General features: G+C 64.5%; 18 protein-coding genes and 1 tRNA gene. 16 read left to right on the top strand and 3 right to left on the bottom strand.

What is annotated here, in order from left to right; translation table 11 throughout:
* Positions 1-3: 3 nt before the first annotated feature.
* The 11 genes from V6B08_RS21545 (at position 4) to V6B08_RS21495 (ending at position 14,901) form a co-directional block, all read left to right on the top strand.
* Complete coding sequence (locus V6B08_RS21545; RefSeq protein WP_341984818.1) at positions 4-2,730, top strand: molybdopterin-dependent oxidoreductase; 2,727 nt, start codon at positions 4-6, stop codon at positions 2,728-2,730.
* Complete coding sequence (locus V6B08_RS21540; RefSeq protein ID WP_341984817.1) at positions 2,727-4,178, top strand: 6-hydroxynicotinate reductase; 1,452 nt, start codon at positions 2,727-2,729, stop codon at positions 4,176-4,178. Before V6B08_RS21545 ends, V6B08_RS21540 begins: the two co-directional genes overlap by 4 nt.
* Entirely contained in the window at positions 4,175-5,050 is an 876-nt protein-coding gene (locus tag V6B08_RS21535) for a UPF0280 family protein (RefSeq protein WP_341984816.1), read from the top strand. Before V6B08_RS21540 ends, V6B08_RS21535 begins: the two co-directional genes overlap by 4 nt.
* Entirely contained in the window at positions 5,047-5,646 is a 600-nt protein-coding gene (locus tag V6B08_RS21530) for an amino acid synthesis family protein (protein ID WP_341984814.1), read from the top strand. Before V6B08_RS21535 ends, V6B08_RS21530 begins: the two co-directional genes overlap by 4 nt.
* 59 nt (positions 5,647-5,705) lie before the next feature.
* Positions 5,706-6,914 (top strand): ABC transporter substrate-binding protein, encoded by a 1,209-nt coding sequence (locus tag V6B08_RS21525; RefSeq protein WP_341984813.1) that lies wholly within the window; start codon positions 5,706-5,708, stop codon positions 6,912-6,914.
* Between the two features lie 86 nt (positions 6,915-7,000).
* A complete protein-coding gene (locus V6B08_RS21520) occupies positions 7,001-8,896 on the top strand; it encodes an ABC transporter permease (protein ID WP_341984812.1) in 1,896 nt (631 codons plus the stop codon).
* Positions 8,893-9,654 (top strand): ABC transporter ATP-binding protein, encoded by a 762-nt coding sequence (locus V6B08_RS21515; RefSeq protein ID WP_341984811.1) that lies wholly within the window; start codon positions 8,893-8,895, stop codon positions 9,652-9,654. Before V6B08_RS21520 ends, V6B08_RS21515 begins: the two co-directional genes overlap by 4 nt.
* Positions 9,654-10,355 carry an ABC transporter ATP-binding protein gene (locus V6B08_RS21510; RefSeq protein WP_341984810.1) on the top strand — a complete coding sequence of 234 codons (702 nt, stop codon included), beginning with the start codon at positions 9,654-9,656 and terminating at the stop codon, positions 10,353-10,355. The genes V6B08_RS21515 and V6B08_RS21510 overlap by 1 nt, the downstream gene beginning before the upstream one ends.
* Positions 10,356-10,381: 26 nt before the next feature.
* Positions 10,382-12,418, top strand: a complete 2,037-nt coding sequence (locus V6B08_RS21505) for a hydantoinase/oxoprolinase family protein (RefSeq protein WP_341984809.1) — start codon at positions 10,382-10,384, stop codon at positions 12,416-12,418.
* Positions 12,415-14,100: a hydantoinase B/oxoprolinase family protein gene (locus V6B08_RS21500; protein WP_341984808.1), complete on the top strand. Its 1,686-nt coding sequence runs from the start codon at positions 12,415-12,417 to the stop codon at positions 14,098-14,100. Before V6B08_RS21505 ends, V6B08_RS21500 begins: the two co-directional genes overlap by 4 nt.
* Before the next feature lie 3 nt (positions 14,101-14,103).
* Positions 14,104-14,901 carry a hypothetical protein gene (locus tag V6B08_RS21495; protein WP_341984806.1) on the top strand — a complete coding sequence of 266 codons (798 nt, stop codon included), beginning with the start codon at positions 14,104-14,106 and terminating at the stop codon, positions 14,899-14,901.
* On the opposite strand, the gene V6B08_RS21490 is transcribed toward V6B08_RS21495, so the two are convergent.
* Complete coding sequence (locus tag V6B08_RS21490; RefSeq protein WP_341984805.1) at positions 14,885-15,379, bottom strand: hypothetical protein; 495 nt, start codon at positions 15,377-15,379, stop codon at positions 14,885-14,887. The genes V6B08_RS21495 and V6B08_RS21490 overlap by 17 nt on opposite strands.
* A 145-nt stretch (positions 15,380-15,524) precedes the next feature.
* Between V6B08_RS21490 and V6B08_RS21485 the strand changes: the two genes are divergently transcribed.
* The 3 genes from V6B08_RS21485 to V6B08_RS21475 all read left to right on the top strand — a co-directional run bounded on the left by V6B08_RS21485 (position 15,525) and on the right by V6B08_RS21475 (position 16,708).
* A tRNA-His gene (locus V6B08_RS21485) sits at positions 15,525-15,601 on the top strand.
* A gap of 70 nt (positions 15,602-15,671) precedes the next feature.
* Positions 15,672-16,235, top strand: coding sequence for a transcription elongation factor GreB (gene greB / locus V6B08_RS21480; protein ID WP_341984803.1), 564 nt, complete (start codon positions 15,672-15,674; stop codon positions 16,233-16,235).
* 101 nt (positions 16,236-16,336) lie between these two features.
* Entirely contained in the window at positions 16,337-16,708 is a 372-nt protein-coding gene (locus tag V6B08_RS21475; protein ID WP_341984802.1) for a response regulator, read from the top strand.
* 6 nt (positions 16,709-16,714) lie between these two features.
* On the opposite strand, the gene V6B08_RS21470 is transcribed toward V6B08_RS21475, so the two are convergent.
* Positions 16,715-19,243 carry an ATP-binding protein gene (locus V6B08_RS21470; RefSeq protein WP_341984800.1) on the bottom strand — a complete coding sequence of 843 codons (2,529 nt, stop codon included), beginning with the start codon at positions 19,241-19,243 and terminating at the stop codon, positions 16,715-16,717.
* A gap of 124 nt (positions 19,244-19,367) precedes the next feature.
* On the opposite strand from V6B08_RS21470, the gene V6B08_RS21465 reads away from it, so the two are divergent.
* Positions 19,368-21,509: an ATP-binding protein gene (locus V6B08_RS21465; protein WP_341984799.1), complete on the top strand. Its 2,142-nt coding sequence runs from the start codon at positions 19,368-19,370 to the stop codon at positions 21,507-21,509.
* Between the two features lie 95 nt (positions 21,510-21,604).
* On the opposite strand, the gene V6B08_RS21460 is transcribed toward V6B08_RS21465, so the two are convergent.
* Entirely contained in the window at positions 21,605-22,066 is a 462-nt protein-coding gene (locus tag V6B08_RS21460) for a DUF2147 domain-containing protein (RefSeq protein ID WP_341984798.1), read from the bottom strand.
* 132 nt (positions 22,067-22,198) lie between these two features.
* On the opposite strand from V6B08_RS21460, the gene V6B08_RS21455 reads away from it, so the two are divergent.
* Positions 22,199-23,293: an FIST signal transduction protein gene (locus tag V6B08_RS21455; protein ID WP_341984797.1), complete on the top strand. Its 1,095-nt coding sequence runs from the start codon at positions 22,199-22,201 to the stop codon at positions 23,291-23,293.
* Positions 23,294-23,298: the final 5 nt, after the last annotated feature.

Genomic DNA, 23,298 nt, shown 5'->3' with positions numbered 1-23,298 from the left:
GCAATGCGCCTGGTCGTGAACGGAACCGCCAAGGACTATACCGGTTCGCCGGTGAAGCGACTGGCCGATGTGCTGCGCGATGATTTCGGCCTCACCGGCACCAAGATCGGCTGCAATGCCGGCGATTGCGGCGCCTGCACCGTGATGCTGGATGGCAAGCAGGTTTGCGCCTGCCTCACGCCGGCAGCCCAGGCCGAAGGCAAGCTGGTGATCACGGTGGAAGGCCTCAAGGCGCATGGTGCACTCTCCCGCCTGCAGCAATCCTTCCTGCGCCATGGTGCCGCGCAATGCGGCATCTGCACGCCCGGCATGCTGCTGGCCGCCACAGACCTGCTGGCCGGCAATGGCCGCCCCAGCCGCGAGGACGTGCAGGATGCGCTGGGCGGCGTGCTCTGCCGCTGCACCGGCTACCAGAAGATCGTCGAAGCCGTGCTGGATGCCGCGCGGCACCAGCCGCTGCCCGTGGCACCCGAGGCCGGCAAGGCCGTGGGGGCCCGCAGCGTCAAGGTGGATGGCCAGGCTAAGGTGGATGGCGCTGAGAAATACGGCGCAGATTCGATTCCGGATGATGCGCTCTGGCTGCGCATCATCCGCAGCCCGCATCACCGCGCCACTTTCAAGCTCGGCGATACCGCGCCGCTGCTGCAAAAATACGCAGGCCTGGTGCGCGTGCTCACCGCCGCCGATGTGCCGCGCAACGGCTATGGCATCTATCCCGATATCAAGGACCAGCCGGTGCTGGCCGATGGCCTGGTGCGCTATCGCGGCGAGGCGGTAATCGCGCTGGTCGGTAGCCGCGCGGCGGTCGAAGCAGTGCGCGAGGCCGAGCTGCCGCTGACCTATGCCGTGGAAGAACCGTTGCATGGCGTGAAGGTTGCCAGCGCCACGGGCGCCAAACTGGTGCAGGCGGAAAAGCCCGGCAACCTGCTGCTGCAGGGCGGCGTGATCAAGGGTGATATCGCCGCCGGCTTCGCGTCTTGCGCAGCCGTTGCCAGCGATGTGTTCCAGACCGCCTTTGTCGAGCATGCCTATATCGAGCCGGAAGCCGGCTGGGCGCGGCGCGTCGGCAACCGCATCGAGGTGCATGCCACGACGCAGACGCCCTACATGGACCGTGACGAGATTGCCGGCGTGATGAAAATGCCGCTGGATGCGATCCGCGTGGTGCCGACTGCCTGCGGCGGCGGCTTCGGCGGCAAGCTCGATCTTTCGGTGCAGCCGTTGATCGCGCTGGCCGCCTGGCTGCTGGAACGTCCGGTGGCTTGCGTCTATACGCGACCCGAGAGCATGGCGGCTTCCACCAAGCGCCACCCGGCGACGATTACAGCGAAATTCGGCTGCGACAAGGACGGGGTTCTGGTCGCGGTGGAAACCAAGGCCGATTTCGATACCGGCGCCTATGCGAGCTGGGGCCCCACGGTGGCGAACCGCGTGCCGGTGCATGCCACCGGGCCGTATCATGTGCCGCATGTGCATAACTGGGGCCGCGCCTTTTTCACCAACGCGCCGCCATCGGGCGCCTTCCGAGGCTTCGGCGTGCCGCAGGCTGCCATCGCGCATGAGGCGTTGCTGGATGATCTGGCCGAAAAACTCGGCATCGACCGCCTGGAAATCCGCCGCCGCAATGCCTTGCGCGCCGGCCAGGCCACGGCCACCGGCCAGGTGCTGGAACATTCCGCCGGCTTGCCGGCCTGCCTCGATGCATTGGCGCCGCATTGGCGCGCGATGCAGGACGAGGTGCAACGGTTCAACGCCCGGCGCAAGGGGCTGAAGCGCGGCGTCGGCATCGGCTGCATGTGGTACGGTATCGGCAACACCTCGATGTCGAATCCCTCCATTATGCGCGTGGCGTTGCGCGCCGATGGCCGCTTCACGCTCTATAACGGTGCGCTCGATGTCGGCCAGGGCTCCAACACCATCATGACGCAGATCACCGCCGATGCGGTGGGGGCGCCGATGGCGCTGTTCGACCTCATCACCGGCGATACCGACCGCACCGCCGATGCCGGCAAGACCTCGGCCTCGCGCCAGACCTTCGTTTCCGGCAAGGCGGCGGAATATGCCGGCCTCGACCTGCGCAGCCAGATCCTGCGCCTGGTCAATGCCGGCGAGAAGGCCGTGTTCCGCTTCGAGGGCAGCAAACTCCTGATCGAGGATGGCGGCACCACGCACCGCGTGGCGCTGGATACGTTGCCGCGTGTTGCCGGCGAAGATGTGCTGCTGGGTGAGGGCCGTTTCGATCCGCCGACCACGCCGCTGGATGCCAATGGCCAGGGTATTCCCTATGCCACCTATGCCTTCGCGGCGCAGATCGCGCTGGTCGAGGTCGATCCCGAACTCGGCAAGGTGAAGGTGCTGCGCATGGTGGCGGCGCATGATGTCGGCCGCGCCATCAACCCGCAGCAGGTGGAAGGCCAGATCCACGGCGGCATCGCGCAAGGCTTGGGCCTGGCGCTGATGGAGGAATATATCCCCGGCCGCAGCGAGAATTTGCACGATTATCTCATCCCCACGGTCGGCGACATGCCGCAGATCGAGGTGCTGCTGATCGAGGATGCCGAGCCGCTTGGCCCCTATGGCGCCAAGGGTGTCGGCGAACCTGGCCTGGTGCCGACCGCGCCGGCCATTCTCGGCGCGGTGCGCGATGCGGTGGGCGTGCGCGTCACCCAGGTGCCGCTGCTGCCGCACCGGCTGCGCGCCCTGACCAGGCAGAAGGAGGCGGCGGAATGAACGAACTCGCCACGCCGAAGGGCTCGGACCTTGTCCGCTGCGATGCCTGTCCGGTGCTGTGCCGCATCCGTATCGGCAAGACCGGCGCCTGCGACCGCTATGCCAATGTGGAGGGCGTGCTGACCCGCGTCGATCCGCTGGTGGTGACCGAGCAGGCGGCAAGCGCGGGCCGCAACGTGGTGCCATTCCTCGCCGGCAGCGAAGCCTGGGACGGCCAGATGATGGCACCGGCACCATTGCCTGCCTTTGTCACCGGCATCGGCGCCGGCACCACCTATCCCGATTACAAGCCGGCGCCCTTCATCGTTGCCTCCGAACACCAGGGCGTCGATATGGTGACGGTGGTGACGGAAGGCATCTTCAGCTATTGCGGCCTCAAGGTGAAAATCGACACCGACCGCTATCTCGGGCCGGAGCAGGCGGCGGTGCGGGTGAATGGCGAGGCCATCGGCCATGTCACCACCATGGAATACGGCTCGCAGATGCTTTCGTTGGGCGGCGTGCATCACCTCACCGGCGGCAGCAAGAAGGAAGGCACCACCACCTGCGATGCGATGCTGAAGCTTGCCAACAAGCAGGCGGTGACGGTAACCATTGATGGCGGCTCGGAAGTGGTGCTGCAGGCCGGCCATGCGCCGATTGTCAACGGCACGCCGGAGCAGCGCATGCGGGTTGGCTGCGGTTCGGCCACTATCGGGATTTTCGCCAAGCAATGGCATGGCCATGCCGATGAGGTGATCGTGGTCGACGACCACATCACCGGCGTGCTGACCGAACATCAGGCCGGCCGTTTCCTCGACATGCGCCCCGCCGGCATCCGTGTGCGGGGCCGCAAATCCACGCCGGGCCGCTATTTCCAGGTCGCTGAACCGGGCCTGGGCTGGGGCGGCACCAATGTCTCCGATCCGCTGGAGATCATCGAAAGCATCGACGCCAAGACCGCCTGGCCGGGCATGAAGCTGCTGATGGTTTCCACCACCGGCGAACATAGCGCCTGGTATGTACTGGACGAGCAGTTGAAGCCGCAGCCGGCCGAGATGCCGGCGCCGATCACCAAGGTGGTGGAGCGTATCGCGGAGAATTGCGAGCCGTCGCTCTGCACCGTGCTGTTCATGGCTGGTGCCGGCGGTTCCTTGCGTGCCGGCGTCACCGAGAATCCGGTGCGGTTGACCATCAGCGTGAAGGACCGGCTCACCCGCGTCACCTCCGGCGGCGCACCGGTTTTTGTCTGGCCCGGCGGTGGCATCACCTACATGGTGGATGTGCTGGCGATGCCGGATAATTCCTTCGGCTATGTGCCAACGCCGGCCCTGGTCGCGCCGATTGAGTTCACCATGACGCGCGAGGATTACGCGGCCCTCGGTGGTCATATGGATCATGTGGTGCGGTTGGAGGACGTGCTGCGCGAGCCGCGCCTGACCCGCCTTAATCAAGGCGGCACTACATGACCGGACCGCAGGCGGCATGGCTGCAATCCGGGCAGGGCAGGCGCCTGCATCTGCAGCATGGCCCGATCGATCTGGTGATCGAGGCGTTCGGCACAGCCGATGCCGAGCAGGCCGCCTATACCAATGCCTGGGCGCGCTTCCAGACCATCCTGGATGAGCTGGTGGCGGAATTGCCGCTGCTGCGCCAGCCGCTGGGCGACGCGCATCCGTTGCTGCGCGGCAGGGTGGCGCGGCGCATGGCCGCTGCCTGCTGGCCGCATCGTAGCATGTTCATCACGCCGATGGCGGCGGTGGCCGGCTCGGTAGCGGAAGAGATCATCGCCGTCATGGCCGCCGCACCCGGTTTGCGCAAGGCTTATGTGAATAATGGTGGCGATATTGCTTTGCTGCTGGAAGGCAATGAGAGCTTCACTGCCGGCGTGGTGGGCAATGTCGATCAGCCGCATATCGATGCGCGTGCTGAAATCCGCGCCAGCACGCCTTGTCGTGGCATTGCCACCTCGGGCTGGCGCGGCCGCTCCTTCTCGCGTGGCATCGCCGATGCGGTGACAGTGCTGGCCCGCAGCGCGTCGGAAGCCGATGCCGCCGCCACTGTCATCGCCAATGCGGTGAATGCTGAGCATCCGGCAATCACGCGGCGCGTGGCATCCGATTTGCAACCGGATTCCGATCTCGGCGATCTGCTGGTCACCGAGAATGTAAGTACGCTGCCGATTGCACTGGTACTTGAAGCCTTGTCGTCCGGCGCCGCGGTGGCGCATGATCTGAAACGCAAGGGCCTGGTCCAGGCGGCCTATCTTTCGCTGCAAGGCGAAACCCACGTGGTGGGCGGAGAGGCAATGCTGGTCGATAGGGCAGGGGGTGTGGCATGAGTCGCGTGGATGTGCGTAAGTTTTACCTGAGTGTTGAGGAAGCCTTCCATGAAGGCGGACCGCGCCCGGAGAAGCCGCTGCTGCGTGCCGGCATTGCTGTTGTGCTGCGCAACCCCTTTGCTGGTCGCTATGAGCCAGACATCATGCCGTTCATGGATGAATTGAAGCCGCTCGGCCTGGAAATGTCGCAGCGCTTGATCAATGTGCTGGGCGGCGATCCGAAGCGGATCGAATCCTACGGCAAGGGCAGCATCATCGGCGAAGCCGGCGAGATGGAGCATGGCGCGCTGTGGCATGTGCCGGGCGGCTATGGCATGCGCGGCGCGCTCGGCGGCCCGAATGGCGGCGATACCAAGGCCATCGTGCCCAGCGTCACCAAGGTCGGCGGCATGGGCGCCAGCATCGACGTGCCGCTGCACCACGTCAACGCCGCCTATGTGCGCAGCCATTTCGATGCCTTCGAACTGCGCGTGCCGGATGCGCCGCGCGCCAATGAACTGGTTTACGTCATCGCCATGGCCACCGGGCCACGCCTGCATCACCGTGTTGGTGGCCTGCAGGCGCATGAGATCAAGGGCGAGGACGGCTTGCGTTAGCGTTTCTTCCGTTACACGAACGTCAACCCCACACGCGTATCAACCAAGGAGAAAAACACATGAACCGCAGGACCTGGTTGCTTACCTCGGCCATCATCGGCCTCGGCCTTGCCGGCCTCACCGCCCCGGCGCAGGCGCAGGACACGATCAAGATCGGCGAGATGAATTCCTACAAGAATTTCGCCGCCTTCCTCGAGCCCTACAAGAAGGGCTGGGAACTGGCTGTCGAGCAGGCCAATGCCGCCGGCGGCGTCATGGGCAAGAAGATCGAGATCGTCAGCCGCGACGATAACGGCAATCCCGGCGACGCCGTGCGCATCGCCGAGGAACTGGTGACGCGCGAGAAAGTTGCCTTCCTGATCGGCACCTTCCCCTCCAATGTCGGCCTGGCTGTTGCCAGCTTCGCCAAGGAGAAGAAGGTTCTCTTCATCGCCGCCGAGCCGCTCACCGACAAGATCGTCTGGGACCAGGGTAACAAGTATACCTACCGCCTGCGTGCCTCCACCTACATGCAGACCGCCATGCTGGTGCCGGAAGCGGCCAAGCTGAAGAAGAAGCGCTGGGCCATCGTCTATCCGAACTACGAATACGGCCAGTCGGCCACCGCGGCCTTCAAGCAGTTGATCAAGGCGGCGCAGCCGGATGTGGAATTCGTCGTCGAACAGGCGCCGCCGCTGGGCCGCATCGAGGCCGGCGCGGTTGCCGATGCCATCGCCGCCGCCAAGCCCGACGCGATCTTCTCCTCGCTGTTCGGCCCCGACCTCGCCAAGTTCGTGCGCGAAGGCCAGACCCGCGACCTGTTCAAGAATGTCTCGGTGTTCAACCTGCTCGCCGGCGAGCCGGAATATCTCGATCCGCTGAAGGACGAGGCGCCGGTCGGCTGGTGGGTCACCGGCTATCCCTGGTATGCGATTAACACGCCGGAGCATAAGGCCTTCGCCGACGCCTATCAGAAGAAGTTCAACGATTATCCGCGCCTCGGCTCCATTGTCGGCTACGCCACGGTGCAGTCGGCTGTCGCGGTGCTGAAGAAGGCCAACACGCTCGACATGGAAAAGCTGGTGGCGGCGATGAAGGGCCTGACCCATTCGACCCCGCTGGGTGACATCACCTATCGTCCGCAGGACAACCAGTCCACCATGGGCGCCTATGTCGGCAAGATCGGCCTCAAGGATGGCAAGGGCATCATGACCGACTGGTACTATGCCGATGGTGCCAAGTTCCTGCCCTCGGATGCCGATGTCGCCAAGCTGCGCCCGGCTGAGTAAGTAAACTGCTGCTTATGCTGTCTCCCGCCCCGGCGCGATCCGGGGCGGGGGATCTCCCACCTCTCTAGCCAGACCGGAAAGCGGCCTTGCTCGCCAATATCGTCATCCAGTTCATGAATGGCCTTGCCGGCGCCTCGTCGCTGTTCCTGGTCGCCGCCGGCCTGTCGATCATCTTCGGCGTCAGCCGGATCGTGAATTTCGCCCATGGCTCGCTCTACATGCTGGGCGTCTATCTCGCCTACACATTCGTGGAGTATCTCGGCCGCTCGACGTTGTTCGGCTTCTGGGGCGGCGTGGTGGCGGCTGCCATCGGCGTCGGCCTGATCGGCGTGGTGATCGAGGTACTGGTGCTGCGCCGCATCTACCGCGCGCCCGAACTGTTCCAGTTGCTTGCCACTTTCGCGCTGGTGCTCGTGATCAAGGACGCCGCGCTCTATATCTGGGGCGCCGAGGATCTGGTCGGCCCGCGTGCCGCCGGCCTGCGCGGCGCGGTCCAGATCATGGGCAAGCGTTTCCCGGAATATGACCTGTTCCTTATCATCATCGGCCCGGTGGTGCTGGGCCTGCTGTGGCTGCTGATGAACCGCACGCGCTGGGGCCGCTTGGTGCGCGCTGCCACCCAGGACCGCGAGATGGTCGGCGCGCTCGGCGTCAACCAGAGCGGCCTGTTCACCGGCGTGTTCTTCCTCGGTGCCTTCCTCGCCGGCCTAGGCGGCGCGTTGCAGCTCCCCCGCGAGCCGGCACAGCTCATGCTGGATATCAGCGTGATCTCGGATGCCTTCGTCGTCGTCGTGGTCGGCGGCATGGGCTCGATCGGCGGCGCCTTCCTGGCGGCGCTTCTCATTGCCCAGGCCAAGGCCTTCTGCATTGGGATTGGCGATGTCACCATCTTCGGCACCGTCTTTTCGTTCAGCAAGTTCACCCTGGTGGTGGAATTCGTCATCATGGCCATCGTGCTGGTGGTGCGGCCCTGGGGCCTGCTCGGCAAGCAGCAGGGCGCGCAACGCGGCGCCTTCATGGTCGAGCCGCCGCTCTATCCGCTGAACCAGACCTTCTGGCTCGCCGTGCTTGGCTGCGTCGTGCTGCTCGGCCTGCTGCCGCTCAAGGGCGATGGCTACCTGCTGGTGCTGCTGATCGATATCGCGGTCTTCGCGCTGTTCGCCGTCACGCTGCATTTCCTCATGGGCCCGGCCGGCATGGTGAGTTTCGGCCATGCCGCGTATTTCGGCCTCGGCTGCTATGGCGCGGCTTTGGCTTTCCTGAAACTGAAACTGCCGATGGAAGTGGCCTTGTTCGCCGGGCCGCTGGCTGGCGGCCTCGGTGCGCTGGTGTTCGGCTGGTTCTGCGTGCGGCTGTCCGGCGTCTATCTGGCGATGCTGACCCTGGCCTTCGCCCAGATCGCCTGGTCGGTGGTCTATCAGTGGGATGCCTTCACCGGCGGCTCCAACGGCCTGATCGGGCTGTGGCCATCCGACTGGCTGAAGAACAAGACCTTGTTCTACGCTTTCGCGCTCACGCTCTGCATCGCTGGTATTCTGTTCCTGTGGCGCGTGGTGCATGCGCCCTTCGGCTATGCGCTGCGGGCCGGGCGTGACTCGCCGCTGCGCGCCGATGCCATCGGTATTGACGTCCGCCGCTTCCAATGGTTCGGCTTCGTACTGGCCGGTATTTTCGCCGGCCTGGCCGGCGGGCTGTTCGCCTTCTCCAAGGGCTCGATCTCGCCCGAGACTCTCGCGGTGCCGCGCTCGGTGGATGGCCTCGTCATGGTGCTGCTCGGCGGCGTGCAGACGCTTACCGGTCCGGTGGCGGGGGCGGCGGTGTTCACCTGGCTGCAGGATACCATCGCGCGCAATACGGAATACTGGCGGGCCATTCTCGGCCTCACCATCCTGGTGATCGTGCTGGCCTTCCCGATGGGCATTGCCGGCTTCCTGAAACTGGCTGCCGCAAGGCTCAAGCCCCAGGCGGAGGCCGTGCCATGACGGTGCTCACGGTTCTTGGCCTGCATAAATCGTTCGGCGGCGTGCAGGCGGTGCAGGATGTGCGCTTCGACGTCGCCGCTGGCGAATTGCTGGCACTGATCGGCCCCAATGGTGCCGGCAAAAGCACCTGCTTCAACATGCTGAATGGCCAGCTCAAGCCCGATAGCGGCGAGGTGAAGCTGCATGGCCAGAGCCTGATCGGCATGGCGCCGCGCGATATCTGGCGGCTGGGCGTTGGCCGCACCTTCCAGATCACCGCCACGTTCAATTCCATGACCGTGCGCGAGAATGTGCAGATGGCGCTGCTGTCGTTCAACAAGCGGCTGATGAGCCTGTGGCGGCCGGCCAATGCGCTCTACCGCGACGAAGCGATGGCCTTGCTCGACCGCGTCGGCATGACCGACCAGGCCGAACGGCCCTGCGGCATCCTGGCCTATGGCGACCTGAAGCGCGTCGAACTGGCTGTGGCGCTCGCCAATCAGCCGACCTTGCTGCTGATGGACGAACCGACGGCCGGCATGGCGCCGAACGAGCGCCTGGCGCTGATGGATCTCACCGCCCGTGTTGCGCGCAAGGATGGCATCGCCGTGCTGTTCACCGAGCATGACATGGACGTGGTGTTCGCCCAGGCCGACCGCATCATCGTGCTCAACCGCGGCAAGCTGATCGCCGAGGGCAGCCCGGCGGAAGTACGTGCCAACCCGGAAGTGCAGGCGGTCTATCTCGGCTCCGGCGCCACATTCGCGGAGGCCCACTGATGCTGAGCGTGAGCGGGCTGAACACCTTCTACGGCCGGGCGCATATCCTGGCCGATCTGGCGCTGGAGGCGCAGCGCGGCGAAGTGGTGGTGCTGCTGGGCCGCAATGGTGCGGGCAAATCCACCACGATGAAATCGGTGATCGGCCTGGTGGCGGCGCAAAGCGGCGAGATCAGTTTCGAGGGCAAGCGCATCGACCATCTGCCGCCGCACCGCATCGCGCAACTGGGCTTGGGCTATGTGCCCGAGGAGCGCCGCATCTTCACGGATCTCACCGTGATGGAGAACCTCGATATCGGCCGCCAGGCGCCGCGCAGCGATACACCGACCTGGACGCCGGAGCGGCTGTTTGAACTCTTCCCCAATCTCGGCCGCATGAAGGACCGCCCGGGCGGCCGCATGTCGGGTGGCGAGCAGCAGATGCTCACCATTGCGCGCACGCTGATGGGCAATCCACGCCTGATCCTGCTGGATGAACCCTCCGAAGGCCTGGCGCCGGTGATCGTCGAGCAGATGGCCAAGACCATCCTGCAGCTCAAGGCCGAGGGCCTCACGGTGCTGCTGTCTGAACAGAACCTGCATTTCGCCCAGTTGGTGGCGGATCGCGCCTATATCATCGAGAAGGGCCGCATCCGCTACCAGGGTACCATGGCGGCACTCTCGCAGGATGCCGCCGTGCGCGAACAGTATCTTTCCGTCTAGTTTCTTTCCGTCTGAGGAGTAGCGGCATGGCCTGGACCGTCGGCATCGATGTGGGCGGCACCTTCACCGACCTGATCGGCATTGAGCCGGAGCGCGGCCTGGTGTCGCTGGCGAAAGTGCCGACCACGGTAGAGAACCAGGCCTTCGGCGTGCTGGCAGCATTGGACAAGGCCGGCATCGCGCTGGCCGATACCGCCACCATCGTCCATGGCACCACCACCACCACCAATGCGCTGCTCGAGCGCAAGGTGGCGAAGGTTGGCCTGATCACCACGCAAGGCTTCCGCGACAGCCTGGAATTGGGCCGCCGCACGCGCCCGACGCCCTATGGCCTCACCGGCAGTTTCGAGCCTCTGGTGCCGCGCCAGTGGCGCCTGGAAGTGCCCGAACGCATGGATGCCGATGGCAATGTCGTGGTGCCGCTGGATGAAGCCGCGTTCCGCGCCGCCGTAGTCACCTTGAAAGACGCCGGTTGCGAAGCCCTGGTGATCCATTTCCTGCACAGCTACATCAACCAGAGTCACGAGAAGCGCGCGCTGGAAATCGCCGCCGAAGAGTGGCCGAACGGCTATGTCACCGCCGGCCATGAATTGCTCTCCGAATACCGCGAGTATGAGCGCGGCACCACCGCCTGCGTCAATGCCAGCGTGCAGCCGGTGCTGCATCGCTACATGCAGCGCCTGGATGGCGAACTGAAAAATCGCGGCTTCGGGCGCGATCTGCTGGTGATGCAGGGCAATGGCGGTACCATCGCCGCCAGCATTGTCGCCGAGGCCGCCGTGAATACCGTGATGTCCGGGCCGGCTTCCGGTGTCATGGCCGCTGCCTACACGGCGCGCGCCGCCGGGCTGCCGAATGTCATCACCTACGATATGGGCGGCACCTCGTCGGATGTCGGTTTGATTCAGGATGGCGTTCCGCAGGTCTCCTCCGAGCTTGAACTCGAATATGCCATGCCGATCCATGTGCCGATGGTGGATGTGCATACCATCGGCGCCGGTGGCGGCTCGCTCGCCTTCATCAACGAGGCCGGCATGTTGCAGGTCGGCCCGGAAAGTGCCGGCGCGCGGCCCGGGCCGATCTGCTACGGGCGTGGCGGCACGCGGCCCACCATCACCGATGCCAACCTGGTGCTCGGCCGGCTCAATCCCGATGGCCTGCTCTCGGTCGATAACAAAGTCTCGCTGGATGACGTGCGCGCCGCCATGGCTGGCTTGGGCAAGCCGCTGGGGCTCGACGCAGAGGGAGCGGCGGCGGCGGTGTTGCGCATCGCCAACGACAAGATGGCCAATGCCATCCGCATGGTATCTTTGAGCCGTGGCCATGATCCGCGCGACTTCGCGCTGTTTGCCTTCGGTGGCGCCGGGCCGTTGCATGCTGCAGCCCTGGCGCTCGAACTCGGCATCCCGAAACTGCTGATCCCGGCGCGGCCGGGCATCACCAATGCGCTGGGCTGCGTCGTCGCCGATCTGCGCCATGATTATGTGCGCACGGTGAACCGGCCGGTTGCCGCCCTGGATCCGGGCTTGGTGAAAACCGTGTTGCAGCAGCAGATCCAGGAAGGCCGCGACACCATCGCCCGCGACGGCGTGGCGGTGGAGGAAATCCAGGTGCTGCATACCGCCGACATGCAGTTCCAGGGCCAGAGCCATCTGCTCACCGTGCCAGTGCCGAGCCTTGATATCACCCCGGCGGAATTGCAGGCCGCGTTCGAGGCCGCCTATTGGCAGCGTTTCGAGGTCGAACTGCCAGAAATCCGCGCCCAACTGGTGAACCTGCATACCGCCGTGATCGGCCGCCGCCCGCAATTGACGCTGGATCGCCTGCTGGCGGCAGCGCCCGCCGCCGATGTTGCCGGTGCCCGCAAGGGCATGCGCAAGGTGTGGTATGATGCCGGCGGCTGGCAGGATACGCCGGTCTATGACCGCGAACGCCTGCCGCGCGGGGTGACTTTCGCCGGCCCGGCAATTTGCGAACAACTCGACACCACGGTGGTGATCGATCCTGGCAACAGCGTGCATGTCGATGCTCTCGGCAATCTGATCGTTTCGGTGACGCCATGACAAAGCTCGATCCCGTAACTCTTGTCGTGATCCAGAACGGCTTGCAGCAGGTCTGCAACGAGATGGATCTGGCCTTCTGCCGCGCGGCCTTCTCGCCGGTGATCTCGGAAGCGCTGGACCGTTCCGATGGCATCTATCACCGCGATACTGGCGAACTGATTGCCCAGGGCGATCTCGGCCTGCCGGTTTTCGTCGGCACCATGCAATTCTCGACGCAAGCCGTGATCGAGCGGGCGCGCAGCCCGCAGCCTGGCGATATCTATATCGTCAACGATCCGTATCTCGGCGGCACGCATCTGATGGATGTGAAATTCGTCAAGCCGTTCTTCTATCGTGGCAAGCTGTTTTCCTGGCTGGCCAATACCGGCCATTGGCCGGATACCGGCGGCATGGTGCCGGGCGGCTTCTCGGCCAATGCCACCGAAGTGGAGCAGGAAGGACTGCGGCTGCCGCCGGTGAAGCTCTACAAGCAGGGTGTGCTGGATGAGGAAATCCTGTCCATCATCCTCAGCAATATCCGCATCGCCGATCAGCGCATCGGCGACATCAAGGCCCAGGCCGCGGCCCTCTCGATTGGCGAAAAACGGCTGACCGCTTTGCTCGACCGCTATGGCGCCGACACGGTGGAAGCGGCGATTACCGAATTGAAGGCGCGCGCCTCGCAGCAGATGCGCGCCCGCATCCGCGCCATTCCCGATGGCGTCTATCGCGGTTCGGCGGTGGTTGATTCCGATGGCGTGGTGGACGAGCCGCTGCATATCGAGATGGCCGTGACCAAGCAGGGCGACGAACTGCACTTCGACATGACCGGGTCCAGCCCGCCCTGCAAGGGGCCGATGAATTCGGTGCTGGCCACCACCAAGTCGTCGGTCTATCTGGCGGTGAAGCATATCTTCCCCGATGTGCCGATCAATGCCGGCACCTTCGAGCCGCTGAAGATCAAGGATCCGGAAGGCACCTTCCTCTATGCCAAGTATCCGCGCCCGGTTTCGGGCTGCGCGGCGGAAGTCAGCCAGCGCATCGCGGAGGCGGTGTTCAATGCGCTGGTGCAGGCGATGCCGGATAAGCTGTTCGCGGCTCCCGCCGGCACATCCGGCAATCTCGCGCTCGGCGGTTTCGATCCGGCGCGCAATCGTTCCTATGTCATGTATGTGATTTCCGGCGGCGGCTATGGCGGCTGGCATGGCGGTGATGGCATCAGCAACGGCTGTTCCACCATCGGCATTTCCAAGACCACGCCGATCGAGGTGATGGAGCAGTATTACCCGGTGCTGTTCGAGGAATACTCGCTGCATGAAGGCTCGGGCGGTGCCGGCAAGTATCGTGGTGGCTTCGGCGTCAATTACACCATCCGGCTGCGGCGCGGCGAGGCGCGGGCATCGATGGTGATGGACCATGGCCGGACGGGGCCGCGTGGCGTGCTGGGCGGCGAGGATGGCGGCCTCAACACCGTGTTGATCGAGCGCGACAACAGCGGCAAATATGTGCCGCCGCATCTTTCCAAGGATCAGGATATCGCCATCAAGGTCGGCGACCGCGTGCGTGTCTCCACGCCAGGTGGCGGCGGCTATGGCGATCCGGCCGCCCGCGATGCCGCTGCCATCGAGCGCGATATCGCGCGCGGCTATTACACGCGCGAGCAGGCCGTGGCGCGGTTCGGGCGGCGGGCCGCTGCCGAATAAGCCATGCTGGCGGAATTGCTGCTCAATAGTCTGGTGCGCTGCGAGCCGGCGGCGCGGCGGCTGGGCTATGGCCGCGCCCAGGTTGGCCTGTGGTCGCGCTCGCGCCGCTGCGCCAAGGCCTGGGCGCCGCATCATGCCGAAACCCGCGCCTTCGTCGAAAGCCTGCTGGCAGGCCAACCACAGGGCGGCACCGCCTGGGTGCTCGGCGCCGGGCTGCTGGACGACCTGCCGCTCGCCGCCTTGGCTGCGAAATTCGACCGCGTGCTGCTGGCCGATATCGCCTGGCTGCCGATGCAGCTCTGGCGGCTGAAGCGCTATCCCAATGTCGAGGCGCGGCTGTTCGATGTTTCCGGCCTGGCGCCCATGATGCTTGAATGGCGCGTAGGCAAGCCGCTGCCCGAGCCGCAGCCTGCTGCGCTGCTGGGTTTGGATGCGGACAAGCCGGGTCTGGTACTGTCGCTCAATCTGCTATCGCAACTGCCGTTGCTGCCGCTGGAGAAGCTGGAGCGGGCAGGGCAGTCCTTCGCCACCCGCCAGGCTTATGGCCGCCGCATTGTTGCGGCACATCTCGCCGGCTTGCGGCAACTCGATTGCCGGGTCGGTCTGGTCAGCGAGCAGCGCCGCATCTTCCGCAATCGTGCCGGCGAGGTGGTGATGTCGGAATCGGCTTTGTTCGACATCACGCCGCCGGTGGCGGAGAAGGAATGGGGCTGGAACCTGGCACCGCTCGGCGAGATCGATAATCAGGCCGCGTTGGAATTGCGCGTCTTCGCCAGCAGCGATCTCAGCGTTTCAGCGTAACGCTCTCGATCACGAAGCCGCGCTCCGGCGGATATTTGCGCAGCATCTTCTTGCGCACCGCGTCCTCGTTGGCGGCGCTCACGTCCTCGTAATTGATCTCGGCCCATTTATCGTCGAGGTTGCGGTGCTTCTGGCCCATCATATGGGCACGGCGGACTTCCTGGTTGAACACCGCGACGCTGAAGGTCTTGTCGTCGGGGGCGGGGGCCTGGATCGCGGCGGTGGCCAGGCGTTCCAGCTTGGCGACCTGGGCGCGCAGCTCGAAATTCTCCTTGGTCAGCTCCGCGATCTTCTTCTGCGCGTCCTTGGTCAGCTTTTCGAGCTGGTCCAGGCGTTGCCCGCGCCGGATCACTTCGGCCGAGTTCCACTCATAGGCCATGACCTGGCGGCGATGGGCGGCGTTGATTTGCATCACGATGAAGAGGGCGCCGGGGATGCCAATGAGCAGCGCGGCGAGGATCAGCCAGAATTCCGTCATGCGGGAATTCTGGCGGGTTCCCGCCCCCAGAGCAAGAAAATCACCCGCTCGCACTGCTAGAACAACAACTTACACAATCCACGCGGTTGTCGCCCCGCTGGCCTTGACCTGGGCCAAGGCCTTGTTTAATAAGGCGCCCATTGCGGCGGGAGTAGCTCAGTTGGTTAGAGCACCAGATTGTGGCTCTGGGGGTCGCGGGTTCAAGTCCCGTCTCTCGCCCCAAATTTTCTCAAATACTTAAGTGAATCGGAGGCGTCCGGGTTTCGGCCCGGCGCCAGGGGAAGCCGGCGGCATGAGCAAGGCCTTCACCAAGGAATCCGACGGGGAGTCCGCCGGCGACGACGCCGAAGACGATGCGGCGGCCGGCCCGGCGCTGCCCAAGGGTGCGAAAAACTACATCACGCTGGAAGGCCTGGAGCGCATGCGCGCCGAGCTGAAGCAATTGCGCTCGGTGGAACGACCCAAGGTCGTCGAGGTGGTGTCCTGGGCGGCGGGCAATGGCGACCGCTCGGAGAATGGTGATTACATCTATGGCAAGCGCCGGCTGCGCGAAATCGACCGCCGCATCCGTTTCCTGCTCAAGCGGCTGGAAATCGCCGAGCCGGTCGATCCCGCGTTGCAGAAGAACCGCGACCAGGTTTTCTTCGGCGCCACCGTCACCTATGTCGACGAACAGGATGTGGAACGCACGGTGCGTATCGTCGGCGTCGATGAAGCACGGATCGAACAGGGTGAGATAAGCTGGGTGTCGCCGGTGGCCCGCGCGCTGCTGAAGGCGCGGGTTGGCGACACGGTGGAAATGCGCACGCCCACGGGCCGCGAAAGCCTGGAAGTCCTCGCCATCCGCTATGATTAGGGCATCAATAGGATGTCATCATGCTCTAGCCGCTAGCCGACACCCGGTGGCTGGTATAGCTTAAGGGCGGATTTTAAGTTGCCTGGTTCGGGGAAACGCACGTGGCTCGCATTCTGCTCGTAGAGGATGACGAACTCGTCTGTCGCAGCCTGCGGATGACGCTGGAAGCCTATGGCCACATGGTGGAAAATTTCGCCGACGGCCGCAAAGCGGTGGAGCTGCTGCGCCAGCAGGGCGATTTTGATGCGGTGATCACCGATATCCTGATGCCGGACATGGACGGGCTGGAATTGATCCGCGCCGTGCGCGCCCTGGCGCCAGGCATCCGGGTGATCGCCATGTCTGGCGGTGGCCGTCGCGGCAACCAGGATTTCCTGCAATTCGCCAGCACTTTCGGCGCTGATGCGGTGCTTTCCAAGCCGTTCACCGGCGAGACGCTGGTGGATACCCTGGCAACAGTGCTCAAGCCCTGACTAATCTTAGGCCTTAAGCGGCAGATACAAGGTCACTACCGTGCCTTGTCCCGGCTGGCTGTCGAGCTGCAAGGCACCACCGCTCTCGCGGGCAAAACCATAGGCCATGCTCAAGCCCAGCCCGCTGCCGCTGCCCACCGGCTTGGTGGTGAAATACGGCACCACGGCATTGCGCAGGGTTTCCGCATCCATGCCGGTGCCGGTATCGCTGACGCTGATCGCGGCATAACTGCCGGGAGAGAGGCCGAGGCCAGTATCAGCGGTGACGAATTCACGCCGTTTCAGCGCGACGCGCAGCGCGCCGCCATCGGGCATCGCGTCGCGGGCATTGATCACCAGATTGAGCAATGCGCTTTCCAGCATGATGCGGTCGGTATGAGAGCTGCCGACATTCTCTTCCAGGGCGAAGGTGATGTCGATATCGCCGCAGGCCTGGCGCAGCAGCGGCTCCAGTTCGCGCATGGTCTGCGCCAGGTCGATGCCGCCGAGTTGCAGCGGCTGGCCGCGTGCGAAAACCAGCAGGCGCTTGATCAGCGCCGCGCCCTTGCCGGCTGCTTCCAGGGTCATGTCGGCAAGATTGCGTTGCCGCGCTTCATTCAGCGATTTGCGCAGCAGCGCGGTGCTCTGTTCGATGACTTGCAGCAGATTGTTGAAGTCGTGGGCGATGCCGCCGGAGAGACGGTCCACTGCCTCCAGCTTGGCCAGATTGGTCAGCCGGGCCAGATAGGCTTCGCGCTCCAGTGCCAGTCGCGCCATGGTCGCCGCCATGCGCAGGATCTTGAGGTCGCTTTCGCTTGGGTGCCGCGGTTGCTTGAAATAAGCCGCCAGCGTGCCATGCACCTGTCCGCTGTCGCCCATGATCGGTACTGACCATACCGACTTGAGGCCATAAGGTTCGACAAGACCAATGTAGTTGCGCCATAGCGGATCGCTGGCGATTTCAGCGCTGATCACGATCTCGCGACGGAAGGCGGCGGTGCCGCAGGAGCCGACGTCGGGCCCAATCTCGATTCCAGTCAGGCTGTTGGCATAATCGGGCGGAATCTGGCCGCAGACCGAAGAGGTAAAGCGTTTGCCATTGGCATCCAGGCGGTGCAGCGAGGCCAGCGCGCCAGGCAGATTGCCTTCAAGCCAGCCGATCACTTCGCCGAGCAGATCGTTCAGCCGCCCGCCGCCGGTCATATGCTCCAGGATTTCGAGCTGGCTGGCCAGCCGGTTTTCATGCTGCTTGGCCTCGGTCACGTCACTGCAGAGCAGGGCGCTGCCGCCATCGGAGGTGCGGAAGGCCATCCAGCGCAGCCAGCGTCCGTCCTGCAAATGCACTTCCTCCGGCCGCTCGGCGGCGCGGGCGGCAAGGCGGTCGCTGAGCCAGGCTTCGCTGTCGCCGTCAATGCCGGCATATTCGCCAAGCCGCAGGCCTTCGCGCAGCAGGTCGCCATAATACAGGCCGATGCGGATATGGCCGGCAGTCAAGGGATGGCAGGCGAGGAATTTGCCATTCCACAGCAGCAGGCGGTCTTCGGCGTCGAATACGGCGAAGCCGTCGCGCATGCTGTCGAGCGCATCGATCAGGCGGCGCCGCGCCTGATCGGCCTGGATGCGGGCGCGCTTCTGGCTCAGAGACGCACCGAACAGGATCAGGCTAACGATGACGCCAAGCCCAAGCGCCAGCTTTGCCAGCAATGCGTCGCCGCTCAGCCGGTTCTGCTGCAGGCCCCAGGTTTCAAGCCGCCAGGCCTGGCCGAACAGTTGCAGGGTTTCGCCGGCTTGCTGGCGTGGTTCGGCCGGACGGTCGAGATTGCGCTCGAATACGGCAGGCATGGCAGCCGTGGCTTCCGCCGAAAGCCGGATGCCATGGCGCGTCCGCCAGGTTTCGAAAGCCTCCGCCGCCATCTGCGTGATGTCGGCCTGCATCGCCAGCACGCCGAGGATTTCGCCGGGCTGCTCACCGCTGGAGACTGCCCGCGCCCACAAGACGCCCTGGTTTGGCTGTGGATTGGACTGCGCCGGCAGACCCAGGGGCAGCATGGTGACGGCCTGGCCGTTGCTCAGCGCACGGTCGATGGTCTCGCGCCATATTTCCAGCAGCGCCGGTGTTGCGGTGTCGATACGGCGCTGCAGTTCGAAGCCATTGGCATAAAGCGGCGCGTATTGCCCGGCGCGAATCTGATTTGCCGGCAGGTAGCTGATGAAATCCACGCCGCGCACATTGCCGCTGGCATGGATCAGTGTGACGAAGCTGGCGAATTCTTCCGCCGATACGGTCTGCGATGCGTGGAAGAAAGCCGTCACCGCCTGGAACATATGCTTCGCCCGGGCCGCGCGGTCCTCCAGGGCATCGCCCATGGCGGCGGTGTCGAGGCGCAGATTGGCGGTAGCGCGATCCTCGGCGCGGTCGCGCAACAGGGCATGGCCGTAGAAGCTGGCAGCCAGCGCCACGGAGATCACCAGGGTGGGCACGGCGCCACGCCACAGCCGCTCCCAGCGGCTGGGTTCCGGCAGAATGGTGGCCGGTCCGTGTTGTTTCTCCAACATGGCAGCCACCCTACGCCGCACCCGCCAGCCGGGCAAGCAGGGCCGCAGGATACTCCGGGAACGGACGCACCATGAATGGAACAGCCGGATTGGCCGCCGGCAACCAACACTCTATACTGGTGGAATGGTGCCGATACACTCAGATAGCATCAGCAGCTTCGCCGGCACACTTGTGCTGTTCCTGGTCGTCGCCTTGCTGCATGACGCGCTTTCCGCCAGCCGTCTGGCGCGCCGCCGCAATCTGCATACGATATGTCTTGGTGTGATATTCGCCGTCGCTGCCTTGCTTTCCATGCAGATGCCGGCGGCCCAGGGCAATGGCCTGGTCTGGGATGCGCGCCATGTCGCTGTCGGCCTCGGCGCCTTGCTCGGCGGTCCCATCGCCGGCCTGATCGCGGCCACGGCCGCCGCCGCCTATCGGGCCTGGCTCGGGGGCGTCGGTGTTTATGGTGGCGTTGTCTCGGTCTATATCACCGCGCTGGTTGGCATGCTGATCTGGCATATGGCGCGCGAAGCCGATGGCCGCGCCCGGCCGAGTTTCCGCCATCTGCTTTTTCTGTCGCTGCTGATCGGTCCGGCGGCCCTGACCAGCTATCTCGTGCTGATGCTGCTGGATGCGCCGCTGGCTAAGAGCCTGCTGATCGCAAATGGCTTTGGTTTCGCCGTGGAAGTGGCGATCGGCACCTTGATCCTCGGCGGCGGCATCCTGCTGCTGGCGCAACGCCGCGACCTCGAGCGGCATCTGAAGGGTATTTCCGACAATTTCCCTGGCATGATCTATCGCCGGATACAGCGGCCGGATGGCAGCCTGCATTATCCCTTCGTCGGTTCTGGCGCCAAGGCGCTGTTCGGCCTGGAGCCGGCGGCGATCAAACGCGATCCCAACCTGCTCTCCGCCGTGGTGGAGCCGGGCGACCGCGCGCGCTATCTCGCCCAGGTTGATGCGGCGGACCAGAATCTGCGGCCGCTGGCGGTGGACTCCCGTATCCACCCCGCCGATGGCAGCCCGATGAAATGGGTGCGCAATTATGTCCGCCCCAGCCGTGGCCCCGATGATTCGATCATCTGGGATGGCGTGGTGGTGGATATCACGCAGCAGCGCCATGCCGAGGAACAGCTTCGTGTCGCACGCGAGCAGGCCGAGGCGGCCAATCTTGCCAAGTCCAGCTTCCTTGCCTCGATGAGCCACGAGTTGCGCACGCCGCTCAATTCCGTGCTCGGCTTTGCGCAGCTTCTGGCCATGGGTACGCGCGACAGCCTGACCGAACAGCAGCGCGAATTCATCCACATGATCGAGGGCAGCGGCCGGCAATTGCTGGCACTGATCGAACAGGTACTTGATCTGGCCAAGATCGAGGCAGGCCGCGTCACGCTGTCGATGGAGAGCATCGAAGCCAATAGCCTGCTCACCGATCTGAGCCGTATCGCGCGGGCATTAGCCGAGGGGCGCGGCCAGAATGTCGAGGTGAAGCAACTGCCCGAGAATGCGCATGTGCTGATTGACCTGACGCGCTTCAACCAGATCATCACCAATTTCATTTCCAATGCGGCGAAGTATGGCCGCTATGGCGGGCATATCGAGATCGGCTGCCGTGTGGTGCCGGATGGCCGTATCGAATTCTATGTAGCCGACGATGGCGTTGGCATCCCTATCGAACAGCAGGGCAAGGTCTTCGAGGCCTTCAACCGGCTGGGGCGCGAGGGCAGCGCGGTCGAAGGCACCGGCATCGGGCTGGTCACCGCCAAGCGCCTGGCGGAATTCATGCAGGGCGATATCGGTTTCGAGAGCGAGGCGGGCAAGGGCAGCCGTTTCTGGGTTCGCTTCGCCCGAACCGCGCCACCACCGCCGATGACCGCGCTGCCGGCCCGGCCGTTGCATTTCGCACAGAACACCACCGGACGGGTGCTGTATATCGAGGACAATCCGGCCAATGTGCTGCTGGTGAAGCGTATGCTGGCCTCGGTGCCGAATCTGCTGCTGCTCACCGCCGACAAGGGCAGTGACGGTGTCACCATGGCGCAGCAGGAGCGGCCGGATCTGATCCTGCTCGATATTCACCTGCCGGATATGGATGGCTTCGAGGTGTTGCGCCAACTGCGTGCCGACACATCGTTGGTTGATACGCCGGTGATCGCGCTTACCGCCGATGCCGACAAGCGTTCGCTGGAGCGCGGTTCGTCCGCCGGCTTCAACGACTACCTGACCAAGCCGATCCAGGTGGATCGTTTCCTTGCCACGGTATGGGGCTATCTCGGGCCGCGTTGAACGGTGGATATGAGATGCCCGATGGGCTGGCCCGGGCAAGACGCTTAAAAATAATTGTCGTCATACCCGCACTTGATGCGGGTATCTCATGCAATTCACTCGGCTTCGCGTTTCCACACCTGGCTGCGGCCCAGCAGCGGCGTGCCGATAAAGCCACGCACACGGAGCGTCTGGCCGTTATCCGCCAATGCGGCCTTGGCGTTGTAGACCTTGCCGTTCTTCGGATCGAGGATGGCGCCGCCGGCCCATTCCGTCTTGCTGCTGCCGTCCGGCTTCAGGCCCCAGAGGAAGGTCATGCCGATGATCGGCTGGTCCTTGCGCTCGCCCTCGCATTTGTCACAAACCGCATCAGGCTTTTCATCCGGGCGCAGAAATATTTTGACAATGCGGCCCTGCAATTCACCGCCGACCAGGGCGATGTCGACAATCGAACGTTCGCTGCCGGTTTCATCATCAATCGTTCGCCAGCGTCCCATCGGCGAGGATAAGTCGGCGGCTTCCGCCGGCGCCGAAGCGAGGCAAAGCAGGGCTGCGGCAAGGAGAAGAAGGCGGCGCATGGTGTCATCCCGGCATGATTTGTTGCCATCCGAGCGCAATCACTTTTTCGCGTCAAGGCTGGGCCAGGGCTGAAACGATAGTATATAGTGGTGTCACTCCACCAGGAGCGGCGCCATGCCAGGAGCAGCACCATGACTGAACAGGCCATCGGTTCCAAATTCCGTCTCGGTGCCGCCACGGCGGCGGATTGGCGCATGGCGGTGGATGGCAGTCTGCTGCAGGTGATGCCGGTTGGCGACAGCGCCAATATCGGATTTGTCTATGTCACCGAACATCTCGCCGCGCAGATGCCACAGGTGCTGCGTCGCATCACGGAGGCCACCGGCATCAGCAATCTGCTCGGTGCCGTGAGTCATTCCATCGCTGCCGGCAGCCGCGAATATTGCGATGAGCCTGCCGTTGCCTGCCTGCTCGGTACCGTGCCTGAAGGCAGCGCGGAATTATTCACCCAGGCGAACCGGATTCCAGCGGGCTGGCTCGGCATCGTGCATGCCGATCCGCATGTGCCGGCGTTGCCGGAAATCCTGCAGGATATCGGCGAGGCCTCGAATGCGTATCTGGTCGGCGGTCTGGTGGCCTCGCGCGAGGCGCGGCCGCAATGGGCCGGTGGCCTGGTGGAGAGTGGCCTTTCCGGCGTGGTGTTTTCCGATGCGCAGCCGATCCTCACGGGCCTGAGCCAGGGCTGCACCCAGGCCGGCCCGCAACTCACCATCACCGCCGCCGAAGGCAACATGCTGCTGGAGCTTGATCACCGCCCGGCCTATGAGGCATTGCAGGAAGCCTTCAATATCCGCTCGATGCAGGATCTGCGCCGGCTCGGCTCAGGCCTGATGGTGGCGTTGCCGATCGGCGGTTCGGATCGCCCGGATTATCTGGTGCGCAACATCATGGGCATCGATCCGCAGGCCGGCGCCCTGGCCATTGGCGCGTTGGTGGAGGAGGGCGATCAGTTGTTCTTCTGCCGCCGCGATGTCGAGAGCGCGGGTCGCGACATGGACCGTATGCTGGCCGACCTCAAGCGCCGCTGCGGTGGTACCGAGCCGCGCGGCGCGATCTATTTTTCCTGCATGGCACGCAGCCAGGACCAGTTCGTGCAGGAACCGGGTGAACTGGCGCGCATCGCGGCTGCGTTTCCCGGCCTGCCGCTGCTCGGCATGTATTGCGGCGGCGAAATTGCCGCCGCGCGCCTCTATGGCTATACCGGCGTGCTGACGCTGTTTCTATAGAGCAA

Origin of the sequence: Ferrovibrio sp. MS7 (genome assembly GCF_038404985.1) — a bacterium.
In the GTDB taxonomy this organism is placed as follows: Bacteria; Pseudomonadota; Alphaproteobacteria; order Ferrovibrionales; family Ferrovibrionaceae; genus Ferrovibrio; species Ferrovibrio plantarum.
Note: the sequence above shows the minus strand (reverse complement) of the source record. Positions and strands in the feature narration are given on the sequence as shown.

Excerpts from the sequence above, each read along its gene's own strand:
- V6B08_RS21525 (WP_341984813.1), top strand. The coding sequence starts at position 5,706 with ATGAACCGCAGGACCTGGTTGCTTACCTCGGCCATCATCGGCCTCGGC.
- V6B08_RS21515 (WP_341984811.1), top strand. The coding sequence starts at position 8,893 with ATGACGGTGCTCACGGTTCTTGGCCTGCATAAATCGTTCGGCGGCGTG.
- V6B08_RS21460 (WP_341984798.1), bottom strand. The coding sequence starts at position 22,066 with ATGCGCCGCCTTCTTCTCCTTGCCGCAGCCCTGCTTTGCCTCGCTTCG.
- V6B08_RS21470 (WP_341984800.1), bottom strand. The coding sequence starts at position 19,243 with ATGTTGGAGAAACAACACGGACCGGCCACCATTCTGCCGGAACCCAGC.
- greB (WP_341984803.1), top strand. The coding sequence starts at position 15,672 with ATGAGCAAGGCCTTCACCAAGGAATCCGACGGGGAGTCCGCCGGCGAC.
- V6B08_RS21505 (WP_341984809.1), top strand. The coding sequence starts at position 10,382 with ATGGCCTGGACCGTCGGCATCGATGTGGGCGGCACCTTCACCGACCTG.
- V6B08_RS21500 (WP_341984808.1), top strand. The coding sequence starts at position 12,415 with ATGACAAAGCTCGATCCCGTAACTCTTGTCGTGATCCAGAACGGCTTG.
- V6B08_RS21465 (WP_341984799.1), top strand. The coding sequence starts at position 19,368 with ATGGTGCCGATACACTCAGATAGCATCAGCAGCTTCGCCGGCACACTT.
- V6B08_RS21495 (WP_341984806.1), top strand. The coding sequence starts at position 14,104 with ATGCTGGCGGAATTGCTGCTCAATAGTCTGGTGCGCTGCGAGCCGGCG.
- V6B08_RS21545 (WP_341984818.1), top strand. The coding sequence starts at position 4 with ATGCGCCTGGTCGTGAACGGAACCGCCAAGGACTATACCGGTTCGCCG.
- V6B08_RS21535 (WP_341984816.1), top strand. The coding sequence starts at position 4,175 with ATGACCGGACCGCAGGCGGCATGGCTGCAATCCGGGCAGGGCAGGCGC.
- V6B08_RS21510 (WP_341984810.1), top strand. The coding sequence starts at position 9,654 with ATGCTGAGCGTGAGCGGGCTGAACACCTTCTACGGCCGGGCGCATATC.
- V6B08_RS21540 (WP_341984817.1), top strand. The coding sequence starts at position 2,727 with ATGAACGAACTCGCCACGCCGAAGGGCTCGGACCTTGTCCGCTGCGAT.
- V6B08_RS21530 (WP_341984814.1), top strand. The coding sequence starts at position 5,047 with ATGAGTCGCGTGGATGTGCGTAAGTTTTACCTGAGTGTTGAGGAAGCC.
- V6B08_RS21455 (WP_341984797.1), top strand. The coding sequence starts at position 22,199 with ATGACTGAACAGGCCATCGGTTCCAAATTCCGTCTCGGTGCCGCCACG.
- V6B08_RS21490 (WP_341984805.1), bottom strand. The coding sequence starts at position 15,379 with ATGACGGAATTCTGGCTGATCCTCGCCGCGCTGCTCATTGGCATCCCC.